The following is a 12,951-nucleotide window of genomic DNA, read 5'->3' as shown; positions in this document are numbered from 1 at the left end:
CCTGGCAAGGTATCATACGGCACTGTGTCCTCCCCTTCACAGCGCCTTGCCTTGCCGGTTTTTTTATTATATGGGGGAGAATGTCCTGGGGAGGTCTTTAAATTCATGGAAACAGAACAAGAAAAAGCTGAGCGTGAGCTTGCGGAAAAGCTGAATGAGGAAGCGGCACAACGAATCAAGGATGATCCGGAGAACAAACGAGTGACGCCAGAGGAAGTGGAAGCAGCTGAGCGAGCATTCTTTGAAGATGATGAGATTATTACGCTGCGGGATCGACGGAAATATCGTATTCCGCCGTGTAACCTGAAGGATGCCCGTCGTCTGATGAAATTGCTGAAGACGGTGAATATCGATGCTATTATTCTTAACTTCATCCCGACGGAGAATGATGAACTGGACGAAAAGCGGCAGCAGGATTTATTTGATGTATTGGCAATGGCATTCAAAAACTATCCACATATCGTGACCAAAGATGAGCATGGTGAGTATATCATCAATCGAGAATATCTGGATGAGTACCTCGATCTGAACACAGCTCGTAAAGTCATTGATATGCTCATTGGACTCAATGGTTTAAAAAAGTAGAACGCACCGAGGGGGAGTCTTTGGAGGGAACCGAAATCCGTGATACGGAAACACAAGAACCCGTTCACTGGGGAGAGATCTTCTTCACCCTCCATAAACACTGTGGGCTGAACAAGTGGGAGATTTGGGAGTACACACTCCCTCAGGTTGCGGAGCTGTGCAAGTCAGCCGAGAAATATATTCAATTTGAGATTGAACTTATGACAGCACCTCTTCGCATGTTCGGTGGCGGTGGGGGCGAGGAAGTCGAAGAAGATGGGACCGTCAGACGTAAAAGAACCTTCAATGACGAGGATTACACGGAGATATCAGAAGATGATATAGGTATGCTTGCACAAGCGCTCGGAGGATAAGAGAGAGATATCCCGTTTTGCCTAAATGAAGGTAGAACGGGATTTATGCATAAAGGCGGTGATTCTATTGACTGAAACAGAAGAACAAGGAGACAAACACTCCTTAACACAAGAAATATTAACGGATAGAGATCAATTAACTGGACAAAAGGCAGCGCTGAATGGGAGCTACCTATCAGGTGTTAGCACGCTGGTTAGACGTGTGGAGACGATCAGAAGTGATATGCAGTCGCAGATGATTGAAACGCTGACTAACGATCTGGAGCTTTTTTATCGTGGAGCGTTCAGGGAATTGAAGAATGTGTCTGCAGCTGGATCACAGGAGTTGTTAGACTCCGTGTTGAATACGATGAAATATATTTCAGCAGGTGAAACCAAGGGGTATTCGTCAACAATGCTCAAGAAATCCCTTGACTCGTCGCAGCAGATGGGTCAACAGATGAGCCGGGCCGACCAGAATATCGAGGTTAGATCATCTGGGTCAACGAATGACAGCGGGCAATACACACAAACCGGAACGGTCAAAAATCTGCAACGAATTGCACTGCAACATGGTATGGACCAGGAAGATGTAGGTCTTGCCTATCGTATTGGTTCTCGTAATTATGATCAAGCATCTGAAGCTGTCGCGTTTGCAGAAGAAGTAGCCAAGCTGAATGCAGTAAGCAATACGGATGTGGAACAGACGGCAACAAGTCTGGAAGCTGTTACTTCGGCCTCGGGAAGCAGTAGTTTGGATCTGTCCCAAGTCACAGACATGATGATCAGGGCTGCAACGATATTGAATATTGGCATTCAGGACTTGATGGATATGATGCGTGAAACTCTTCCAATCGCCAGTAACTCTCATGGAACGCTTGCACAAGAGGACGCATTACCCAACTGGATTAGCAAGGCTGCATTGGCGGTTCAGGACAAAGGAGATATGATTCCGCAGCAGACTTTTACATCAAATCGGGTTAGATTCGATCTTCTTGCTGAACAAGTGAAGGCTACGGATGCAAACGCGTCAATCCATCAGCGCACAGGTAGTAGAGACAACCCTCAATTCCGACAACGAGAGATCGAGATCGCATTTCAGATTGCAACACATGAGGCGATGCAAGGATTGAAAGAGGAATTTGCAGAGCTGGGCGATTATCTGATCGCAGTTATGCGGTTAATTGGAGATCGTACGGGTGGTATTGTTGATCATATGGAATTGCTTAACCGAATTATGGATGAAGTCGGAGTTCAGGTTGCGTGGGATAAGTTCGGTGAAGTGATGAATGAAGGCGATGAGAAACGATATGCTGCTACAACATCAGAACCGGGGAAACTCAGAAACACGGGAAGTGATGTTCCCGAGCGACTTCGAGTCACGGATGTGCAACGTGCTGGTGTAGCGCAGGAAATGGATAGACAGCAGAGTCGTCTACAGACTCTGAATCATCGCAGAACAGAGATTCAGAGCAGGGCTGTGGCCAAGCAAGATGATGTACTTCAGGCTCAGACTAACCGAGGTCATCAACAAGAAATGTACAATCAGGCTATACAAGATGGAGATACAGGGGCTTCTTTCATTCATGCAGAAGTACGTGACGAAGCAGAGAAGCGAGTCAAAACGTATAGTCGAGAACTCCTTCTGTTGCGAGAAGAGATGCATTCACTCGATATTCAGATTGCGAAGACGAAGCGAAGTCTTGAGTTTCTAGGCCGAGAACTGGATGACACGAGTAAAGCCATAATGCAACTTGAACATCGATCTAGAGTTTTGATGATGGCGATGGATGACATGGACCTGGATGCAGTTGAACTACGAAACAAGTTGTACTTCCTTAATGCTGAGTTTACATACGGTTCCACCGATGTTCAGCGCTACGAATCCGAGATCCAGAAGCTGCGTAAACAGTCAACGCTGTTGAATGATGTTCTCTCTAAACTGAGAACCGAAGTCAATGAGTTAAATGCGTCTTTTAGACAGGGCATGATTGATGCTACAGCATACATATCCAAACTGAAGGAACTTGAACAAGTTCAGCTCGCGAGTATGATGAGTGGTCCAGGAGGATTGCTAGTTGTTCCAGGAGCAGGAAGTGGTGAATCCCCTGTTAAGGATGACAAGGAAGATTCAGCAAACAAACCCTTTCTAGAGAGACATCAAGATCTCATCAATGATGCAATTAAGGATATGGCTACATCAAAGATTGAGGAAGTTATGGATTTTGGCTCAGACAAGAAGAAGAAGGACAAACCCAAGCGACGAGGGATTAAACAGAGATTCGAAGATATGAAGGAAGTCGGTAGTAAAAAAGCATTTTTCAACGGTCATGCACCTATTCGTGACAAGGATGGAAAAGTACTCAGAGGACCGGATAAACCTGACGGAACCCCTGGAGATATCCTTACCCAGCGTGATATCACGATCGAGCGTAAGAAAAACGGAGACATTCCAGGGAAATGGGCAAAGCTCGGCAAGTTGGGTAAGACGATACTGAAACCCCTAAAAGCCGTTCCTTATCTTGGGGCTGCCATGACTGCTGTGGATGTAGTGTCCGGTCTTGTTGATCCGCTGAGTAATATGGGTAAGTCAGAAGCGGAGAAGCAAAGTATTCGTGCATCAAATAAAGAGGAACTGGCCAAGGATTTTAAAGATATGGAGCAGTCTTCAGTTGTAGGTAAAGTGTGGAAAGGCCTTAACCTTGGAATGGATGCAGTTGTTAAGGGAGGAATCAGCAGCCTATTTGGTAACAATGCCACCAATAATAAGTTCGGGGACTACTGGAAGGGATTTAAGGCGGTATGGAGCGAAGACGGCGGAGATGCAGTTGAGAAGAAACTGGCCAAAGAGTATAACTACGAGCAAGAGAAAAAAGAGGCCCAGATTCAAATGGATAAAGAGTCAGGCAAGCCACCTGGGGATAAGAATCAACAACAACCGCAGATACAATACATTCCACCCCAAATGCAATACATACCTGCTGCCGGCGGAGTAGGGGCCATGGCGAATGGGTATAAGCCTCAGCCGCAAAGCAATGGTATTGATGAAATGATCGCCAAGATTAATCGGCAGTTTAACAAATCGACAAGTGATAACGAAACCAATTACCAAGTCACTCGATCCCGTCTGTTGATTAGTGGTGTTCGCGAAGATTCGGGTCAGATGCGTGCGCTAATGGAGAAATATTTGCAAGAGAATATCAAGTTCTTCGATAAGGCCATTGCAAGTTTACAGAAGACGTACGACAAGATGGCTGAAGGTAAGGATAAAGATGAACTGGGCCTGGAGATTAATGAGAAGAAACAGCAAAAGGCCCAGTCAGAACTTGAACTGAATGGTGTCAAAAACAGCCAAATTGATGAGCTTAGACGCAAGATGAATGATCAGTTTGAATTGACGGAGTTGGATTATGATAAACGAATGTATGATCTCCTTGCAGCTAATGGGGGTAAGGAAGATGCACCCGAATTAATTGCATTGAACAAATCCCGTGCATCCGAAATGAACTCACAGATAAGTTCGATCAAGCAAGAGTGGAGGAATCTACTGAGTAGCGGTGTATTTAAACCAGGGTCCAATGAATATATGGATATTTTTAAACAGATTCAGTCATTGGGTGTAGAACAAGCCAAAAATTTGGCTGAAATTAGTAAAAAAATGGATAAACCGATATCCACTTTCAACATTCCAGCAGGTCTAAAAGTCATGGATTACTTTGATTTCATGACTACGAACAATACACATAAAAGTGTGATGGTTGGTTCGGGTGATGTCACGGTTCATGTGAACATCGACAATATGACAGGCAGCACAAAAGATGTGGAGAGACTGACATCTACGTTGGACAAGACACTGCGGCAGAACAACCCGGGTATGGTGAACTATATGGCCAGCAATGTTGGTGCGGGAATGGGAACGAATCATATCCCTAGATATAGTAGATAAGGAGGAACTCTGATATGACTCAACAAAATCCGTTTGGCTTAGTTAATGACCGGTATAAAAGAAAGCTATATGTAGATACAGGCATGAAGTTCGAGCCAGTAAACGGAAGAATTATTGATCCGTACTCTTCACCTTCGCCCAATCCGCAAGTAAGGGAAATTAAAATGATTAATGCTCCCTCACATTTTCATCAGATGGGTGTGTCTTCGTACAAGGCGATCATTAACATCCTGTTTAAAGATAAGCAATCCTATCACGACTACGTCATGTACGTAGGCTGGACACACAAATTTTATGATGAGAAGGGCAATATCTATGTTGGTGTTGTAGAGTCCATCAAAGTTGACCCAATTTTCTACCATCAGGATACGATGGATAAGGATCAGAAGGGGTACAAGGTCGAATTGACCATGACCCTGATCAAAAAAGATGGATATGATCGAAAAAGTGCGATACAGTTTCAGGATTTACAGACGACAGAAGGTAAAGACCACTGGGCAAGAGATTCCATTGAACGCTTGGCTGATTTGGGATTGACGGTTGTAACCCAATTGGATGGCACACCCATTCTATATTTCAGACCGGAAAACTTTATAACCAGAGCAGAGTTTGTTACTTTTCTGATGCGTACCAAGCGTCTGCTGGAACGAACAATTCGAGAGTAGGGTGACCTACTCTCTTTTCTGTCTATTCTAAAGATAGGAGGTGTTTATCATACGAAAATGGGTTGATGTAAACGAAGGGGACTGGTTCTATAACGATGTTATGGAAGCCACGAATATGGTTTTGGATGATGGTGAAGTCTTTGTGGCTGGGATCAACTACAACAAGTTTGAGGAAGGCAAACCTTTTGTATATGAAGAAATCAAGGGGCAAGCGGGGCAAACCTCATTCAGTCTGCCTGTGCTGATTAAACCAACAGATGACAATCCACTGTATGTGTTTATTGATGGTGTTCAAACCATCTACCAAACGGCTGAAACCAATAGTAAGGGATTAACCGATGTGGAGTTGTATACCGGTGTAAAAGCAGGACAGGTGGTGTCCTTCTGTAGTTATGGTGAACCGTTGCTGGACAGTGCTTGGAAAAGGCCACCGGTGTCCTGGACTGGAGATCTGCCCAGAGCTGTACTTAGCGCAGCGACGACCTATTTCTACGATCCATTCAGTCGTAATCATCAGGAATATTTATATGCAGCAGGCCAACCGCTTCGCAGACTCAGTATTCCTTCCGAGGTATGGGCAGACACCATGGGAGACGCAGAGGCGGTAACCAAAATTGCAACAAAGGCGATTGGTTACCGAACGGATGTATATTGTGTCAGCCCTGGGGGCTCGGTGTTTCTTCCTTTTAATCTGAACGGTGTCACCTGCAAGTTCAATTATTGGACGAAGAATAACAAGTTCATGAGTGAAAATATCAAAGCAACAACCCTCAAACCAGCCTACAACAATTGTTTTTTTCCTAATGCCATTATACAGCGGGGAGAAGCCTTTCATCTGATTAACAAGTTGCGCAAGGTGTTCTATGCCAGATTTACGGACATGAAAGCACCAACGACGGAGATTAATCAGCCTATTACGGCATTTCAAGGTCAACGGGTCTTTAGACTTAACGGCAATTATCCGGCAGGTAAAAAGAAACTTAAAGTCACAGTGAAATTTAAAGACGAAAAAAAAGATAACGTCCCAGAAACCCCCGCTTATTCGGAAATTGACAACCACACGGTTGTATTTAATCAACCTTTTTCAGAAGGCGACGAAGTGACGTTCTATTATCTCAAAGATGTGAGCGAGAGGTTTGCAGACGTTGGCAAAGATTCAGCCATTTATTATCAAACCAAAGGTGAGCGGGTAGAACAGTCCAAGGATGCCTTTTGGAAAATAGCCGTCTCAGAAATGGAGGACGAAACATTTGCGAACAATGATCCACTCATTAATGGCATTCCTATCAAGAAAAAGATGGATGGTGCGGCAGTAGTTACGGAAATGGGGAGACCTGTAAATGGCACAGACGAAGAAGAGATATGGTTCCTTGGAAATTCCGCTATGACACGGGCTGAAGCCGCAGCTTTCCTGGACCGATTCATGAAATGGACCATCGAGCGATTCAAGTAAGGGGGAGATTACAATATGATTCCAATTTCGGATGAGGTTATGAATGTGCTGTCCCAGCGTCTGAAGCTGGGGGAAGGAGCGCTTCCCAATATCCGTGTCGAAGTAGATCGGCTGGCCTTTATCCCGGGACGGACAGAAGAGTTCAGGCATATCGTAACCGAGCAGGTACCCATCATCAGTACAGAATCCGTTTGGGTGGATGAGTCGAGCAATGGTACATATAATGGTTCGACTCAAGCGAATGCTCAGGAGATTTTTTTTCCTGTCAAGGGTAAAACGATTGATAGCATTACAGTTACAGATAAATTTGGTTCAGCCAGAGATGGGGGGTCTCGAAGCCATAGAGGCATCGATTTGTGGGATGAGATCGGAACCCCGATTTTGGCTGCTTGGGCTGGTAAGGTCGTACATACAGCTCGCAATAAAACAAAGGGTGCGGGGAATGCCGTAACGATCAGGCATGCCAGTGGTTTACTCACCAAGTACTTTCATCTGAAAGACATTCTCTGTTCGGTGGATGATCAAGTGGCTCAGGGAGCAGTGATTGGTACTCTAGGTAACACAGGGGGAGTGTACACCAATGGTCACAAGGTTTCAGCTGCTGAACGTGCCGCTGGCAGAGGAAGACATCTACATTTTGAAATTTGGGAAGGGGTTAGTCCAACGTCTAAGACTGGAGAGGGAGGTAAGGCAGTCGATCCCCGATTATATCTGAGCGGAAAGCGTAAAATGCACGGAAATGCCACAACAACATTTACTGATGTAAAGCCGGTTCAGGTCGAGGGATATCCCGGAGAGATTAAACTGAATGAGAAGTTCGACAAGCGAAACTGGCATGAGAAAGACGTTTATACAACCGGATTGAAATTTTCGGATTATGCCAAGATTGAATCGGGCTGGACTATGTTTGATTCAGGAGGCAAGTTGCTGTATACGTTTGAAGGCAAAGCTGCCGTAGCTGAATTCGAAATTAACGTGACGAAACTGAGTATGCCCACACAAGGGTTGCTTAGTATTGGAATGGGGACTAATTTCAGTGAAGCGGAAGGGGATTCTTTCGTCGTGGTGATTGATGGTAAAACATATGCCTATGTCAATAAATTCAACGGGGCATATGATCTGACCAAACTGACGGAATTGAATAATATTGTGATCCCTGCAAAAGCCAAGAGTATCAAGATTAAGGTGACGTATGGGGGCAAACAAAACTCCACTGTCCCAACCGGGTCTGTTCCTGCTTCAAGTAAGAAGTATAAAAAATTCGCCATTGATTATATTCGCATTCAAGAGTTGTTGCCTGCTCCGTTGAAGAATCAAAAGAGTGAAGAAGGGCTCGATCCATCTAAAGGATATTATCAAACGAACAGCTACACAGATTTTGTCAATAATAAAAGGGTCGAGACGGATGTTATTCAGGTCGGGTCTTTTGTTTATATGGACACACAGGTTCTTCCCAATATCATTAGTGCCGAAATTGATGATCAGTTTGATTCTGAAGCCCGGGAAGCACGGCTGACGATCTCCAATCCGAGAGGATTCTTCTCCCCCGATTATAATCCTGCTCATTTTCCTGAGCTTGGGGGCGTACCGTCTCCATGGTCGTATTTCGCAAACGGATTCCATATCGGGGTTCTGAGTGAAAACACACCGATACGCATATATATGGGATATGGTCAGCACATGATGCGGGTATTTACGGGACTGATTGATAAGGTGGACATCAATGGCGAAGGCTCCACGTTGGAGATCACGGCTCGAGATATGTACAAGCGTATTATCGAGAAAGTCATTTCCGAGAAAAAAGCCTATCCAGAAGTAGATGAGATTGATAATGTGCCAGATCCGGTGCCGCCTGCAGCAGTTGGCACGGACCGGACATCATCCATCATTCAGGCCGCACAGGCCCAAGCTGCAGCGTATGGTGTGCCTGATCATAAGTTTTTGCTTGCGATATGCAGGCATGAGACCGTTCTCGGAACACAAGGTAAGGGTAAAGATGAGAACGGCAGCTTTATTCTTGGATACGGCTGTCCTAGTGAGGGACCGTGTACTGAGAAATACGGAGGTATTCAGGAGCAAATGAAGCGCGGAGCAGAACGGATGTCCAAGGCACTGGCTTCGAGAGGGAAAAAAGTGACTTCCAAGGCAGATGTACTTTATTTCCATAATGGTGGAGACATTGCCCCCATGACCTGGAGTCAGGATCGGGAGAATTGGGTGGACAAGGTATGGACCTATTATCAGGAGATGCTCGCAGACCCGGCAAGCTGGACCATTACAGCAACCTCCACTCCGACAGTTACACCAACACCCGCTCAGCCTGTAGAATTTGAAAAGCCGGCTTGGGTCAAATCAACCGTTGTACTGGATCTGGTTAAACATGCAGGTATGGTCGGTTGGAGGGCAACCAGTGAGGATCGCTCTTATCCTGACTATGTGATTGACGAGACCTATCTGATTGAGGTGAATCAAAAGACGGGCAGGGTCATTGTTCCCGTACCGGGTCAGGAAGGTGAGTTTGAAGTTAAGGACGCAAGTACAGTGCTGACACCGAACGGATGGCTTAATCCATTTATTGAGGAGTATGGCAGGACGTTTGAGCAATGGTCAGGCAAAGTTACGGAAGCCGTTCAGGAGGTTATATCGGAGCTTCCGTATCGAAGCTACTGTGACCGTTATGGTACATACCGATTGGAGCGCCTGAATTATGACAAACCGGTCGCAGCAGAGTTTTCCGAGAATGACAATCTGATCTCCATTACCAAATCTACGGATTGGTCCAGAGGAAGAAGTCACATCGTTGTTATCGACTCAAATAGCAGTCAGAGCAGTTTTGTAGACAAAGAGATTTTGCTTGAACTCAAAGGAGAGATCCGAACCATGGTGCTGGCCGTTCCTTGGGCGAAGACGGTTGAAGCCAAAAGACAGGTGGCAGAACGAGCTTTTTTTGACATGAAACGCATGTGTCGTACACTACAGGTATCCATACCTGCCAACCCTGCGCTTGATCTGCTCGACAATGTCGTTGTGACGGATAAAACGACCACCACACGAGCTGTATATACGATTAAAAGTATTAAAACCAGTTATTCGGTCGACCGGGGCATGTTACAGGTTATTGATATGATGTGGGCAAGAAAGGGCGTGATGGTGTAATGGCCGGCATTGTAAATGAAAATATTGTTTTTCCCGTGCTGGATCTCATCCACCGGGAACTTCGCAAATATAACAGTATCTCCAATTCGAATATTTCTCCTCTCGAAGGTGAGCCCTCCGTTACATTATATCGGGAGCACATGCAGGACCCTGACCGGGTGACTGGAGCAGACCTCTTGTATGAATCGGCATGGAAGGTTTCGATCTGGATGAAGTTTGGCTCAGAGGATGAGGAAGACTTTCCTTCCGGGGTGGGCTACTCTCACCCGGATTATGATTATTATAAGTATTTTAGGCTAACGCAGGTGACGGCCCGTACATATGATGCATCTGGAGAGTCGATGTTCACTTACAATATTGCTCTAAATTATGATGACGAAGGACGCTTAACTGGAACGAGCGTAAGTCGTATATAACATGTAGGAGGTGGTTCCATGGCATTTAATGTATCTTACATCGCGGGTGGCGTCATCGACAAAGTGCGCGAGCTGCCGTACCCACACTTCAGTAAAAAGACGATCCCGTTCATTCGGGGACAGATGTTGGACATTCCGGCGGCGAAGACCACCAAGTCGGATACATTCACCTTGGCGTATGACACGGAGTTTCTGAGCATTGCGTTTGCTGCGAGCCACTACTGTGTCGGCGATTACTGGGAACTGACGATCGGGACGGAAAAGGTGTGCCGCACCATTTATGCGAAGGAACTTCCCGAGTCGGTTTCCATGGGGAACAGTTTCGGGATTGTCTACCCCATTCCAGCGGGAACGACCATCACGTTTGACTTTTTTAACGCGGTGGCTGAAGCCAAGTCGGTCTGGTACAACATCAAATTTTTGAGATAAGGAGGGTGACGATGGCACTGCAAAAACCGCAGACGAACTTTGCCGCTTATATTGACGGAGAGTCGGAAGCACAAAAATTAATCAATACGCTGGCCGATGAAATTGTAGGTGCTGATATTCCCAGAGTAGAGGGCGGGATTGACGCCAATCGCTGGGAGAAGGTCTATGAATCTGATGGAGCTGAATGGGTAACCTACAGCAAAAGCTATAACAAGGGTATTATTGGGATGTACGCCCATTCTGACGGGAATCAGTACGAAGTTTACAAAATTCCGGATTGGACCGAGGCAAAAAGTCATTCGGGCGATTCTGCCTTGGATGCTAATGGCTGTCTTTGGGAAGTAAGGCAAACCTATTTCGATGACACCATTGAAGGCATGGCCCAACCGGGCAGAGCAAACATAGGAATTACTTACGGTAACTATAGAACAGGACGTAAAATTCAGGTAGTTCAATTCACTTACCAAGATGGTCAAACCAATGAAACAAAGTACGTAGATATTCCTGGTTGTTTGGTGACTGTTGTTGTGGATGATTCAGTTCCTGACGGGTATAGAGCATACTTGGTAAATCAGGTAATTGGAAATCTCGATGGATCGACTAAATCGTCAAATGAATGGAATCAGTTTGAAATAGTCACAGAAATGCCGACGGATTGGGCATATGCGATCAAATTAGCCCCCAAAGGAAAATATCAATATAATTTTTCTAGAAAAGTCAATGACTATGGATACAGTCCCTACTGGATATGGGCAAACATTGTTGATACTTTTTATGAACCTGTAAAGCAACTTTACAAGTTTGATGAACTATTTTATACAGCGGATGTACTGAACAATGTAACAGCTCAGACAGTAGTGAAAGCAACGCCTACAGTTCCCGCAGGAATTCAAGTTCGTGATTATTATGTCATGCTTGAGCAGCCAGCTCATGACTGGAACTACATTAACATCTACTATGGAGAAGGCTTCGAGGGAAAAGTTGCTCAAGGAAGCCAGCGCGAAACGTATGATGGGATCTGTGATCCTGAAACCATAACGATTGGGAAGGCACCTACAGTCATTGACCAATTGAAGGCACATTATATGTATTTGACATGGAATGATTCTTTAGCCATTAAACCTTTCATCCCACCGTCCACGAAGTGGAAGCTGGATTATGACGGCAAGACAGAGATCGTAAGCCCGGCTGCTCGCTTTTTCCACGGCAGACATTCTACAACCTCGTGGTTGCCTAACAAAAAACGCAGACCGGATTACCTGGTAGCTTACACTTTATCGGTAAATAATGATCGAGTAGTTCTTGTTTTGGAAGGTGATCCTTCACCGAATATTCATAGCTATTACCGTAGTTTTGGATACATAGGCAAGATCGTTCCGTTCAATGATTACGATCATGGAGGAAACTTCGGTGTCACTGTAGGTATGGGTGATCTGCGAACAGATATGACAGGTTATACGAAAAATGATATTCTCACGGATCTTAATCCGGATATCTATGCCAAATATGGTGAGTACACTTCAAATGGCATGGACTCCATGTCCATGTTGAAGACACGCAGTAATGTCTTGTTCCAGCGCTATTACCCGGCATTTATTTCGCATCTTCCGAACTATCCTTCTGTGGGTAAACTTCCCCCGGGCCTTGCTAAATTGATTGTAGATGCGGATGGCTTCCAGAAATCTCTCTGGACAGGAAAGTATCATGCGAGTCCAATCTACCTTGTTCATCAGGCAGAAGGATATCGGGGTTATATGGACGGTGTAGTTGCGATATACGACCATAACCTGGTCAATCGCGATGAATTAATCGTAGATACAGAAATTCTGAAAGATCCTTCCAAACCTGCGTTGGGTACGTGGACAGAAGTTTACAAGTTTTTCAGTATCAAGAGTCCGTTGAATCTATTCAAACATTCCCCATCCCCAGATGTAATTACGATTGCATTTTTGAAAGAGATAAAATAAGG

At 45.2% G+C, this 12,951-nt stretch carries 9 protein-coding genes; all 9 read left to right on the top strand.

The window, feature by feature from the left end; genetic code table 11:
- The first annotated feature begins 105 nt into the window (after positions 1-105).
- Positions 106-585: a hypothetical protein gene (locus MKX40_RS19785; protein WP_339235341.1), complete on the top strand. Its 480-nt coding sequence runs from the start codon at positions 106-108 to the stop codon at positions 583-585.
- Positions 586-605: 20 nt separating this feature from the next.
- Positions 606-938, top strand: a complete 333-nt coding sequence (locus MKX40_RS19780) for a hypothetical protein (RefSeq protein WP_240768054.1) — start codon at positions 606-608, stop codon at positions 936-938.
- Between the two features lie 67 nt (positions 939-1,005).
- Positions 1,006-4,863, top strand: a complete 3,858-nt coding sequence (locus MKX40_RS19775) for a hypothetical protein (protein ID WP_339235339.1) — start codon at positions 1,006-1,008, stop codon at positions 4,861-4,863.
- A 14-nt stretch (positions 4,864-4,877) separates the two neighbouring features.
- Positions 4,878-5,528, top strand: coding sequence for an S-layer homology domain-containing protein (locus MKX40_RS19770; RefSeq protein ID WP_282320884.1), 651 nt, complete (start codon positions 4,878-4,880; stop codon positions 5,526-5,528).
- Between the two features lie 115 nt (positions 5,529-5,643).
- Positions 5,644-6,981 carry a hypothetical protein gene (locus tag MKX40_RS19765; protein WP_339235337.1) on the top strand — a complete coding sequence of 446 codons (1,338 nt, stop codon included), beginning with the start codon at positions 5,644-5,646 and terminating at the stop codon, positions 6,979-6,981.
- Positions 6,982-6,996: 15 nt separating this feature from the next.
- On the top strand, positions 6,997-10,137 hold the full coding sequence (locus tag MKX40_RS19760) for a M23 family metallopeptidase (protein WP_339235334.1): 3,141 nt from the start codon (positions 6,997-6,999) through the stop codon (positions 10,135-10,137).
- Positions 10,137-10,553: a hypothetical protein gene (locus MKX40_RS19755; RefSeq protein WP_339235330.1), complete on the top strand. Its 417-nt coding sequence runs from the start codon at positions 10,137-10,139 to the stop codon at positions 10,551-10,553. The genes MKX40_RS19760 and MKX40_RS19755 overlap by 1 nt, the downstream gene beginning before the upstream one ends.
- An 18-nt stretch (positions 10,554-10,571) precedes the next feature.
- On the top strand, positions 10,572-10,982 hold the full coding sequence (locus MKX40_RS19750) for a hypothetical protein (RefSeq protein WP_076331348.1): 411 nt from the start codon (positions 10,572-10,574) through the stop codon (positions 10,980-10,982).
- Positions 10,983-10,993: 11 nt separating this feature from the next.
- Positions 10,994-12,949 carry a hypothetical protein gene (locus MKX40_RS19745; protein ID WP_339235328.1) on the top strand — a complete coding sequence of 652 codons (1,956 nt, stop codon included), beginning with the start codon at positions 10,994-10,996 and terminating at the stop codon, positions 12,947-12,949.
- The last annotated feature ends 2 nt before the right edge of the window (positions 12,950-12,951 follow it).

It is taken from the genome of Paenibacillus sp. FSL R5-0517 (genome assembly GCF_037974355.1).
Classification (GTDB): domain Bacteria; phylum Bacillota; class Bacilli; order Paenibacillales; family Paenibacillaceae; genus Paenibacillus.
This window is presented reverse-complemented; position numbering and strand designations above follow the sequence as displayed.

Coding starts and splice junctions, on each gene's coding strand:
- MKX40_RS19785 (WP_339235341.1), top strand. CDS start 106: ATGGAAACAGAACAAGAAAAAGCTGAGCGTGAGCTTGCGGAAAAGCTG.
- MKX40_RS19770 (WP_282320884.1), top strand. CDS start 4,878: ATGACTCAACAAAATCCGTTTGGCTTAGTTAATGACCGGTATAAAAGA.
- MKX40_RS19765 (WP_339235337.1), top strand. CDS start 5,644: ATGGTTTTGGATGATGGTGAAGTCTTTGTGGCTGGGATCAACTACAAC.
- MKX40_RS19760 (WP_339235334.1), top strand. CDS start 6,997: ATGATTCCAATTTCGGATGAGGTTATGAATGTGCTGTCCCAGCGTCTG.
- MKX40_RS19755 (WP_339235330.1), top strand. CDS start 10,137: ATGGCCGGCATTGTAAATGAAAATATTGTTTTTCCCGTGCTGGATCTC.
- MKX40_RS19750 (WP_076331348.1), top strand. CDS start 10,572: ATGGCATTTAATGTATCTTACATCGCGGGTGGCGTCATCGACAAAGTG.
- MKX40_RS19745 (WP_339235328.1), top strand. CDS start 10,994: ATGGCACTGCAAAAACCGCAGACGAACTTTGCCGCTTATATTGACGGA.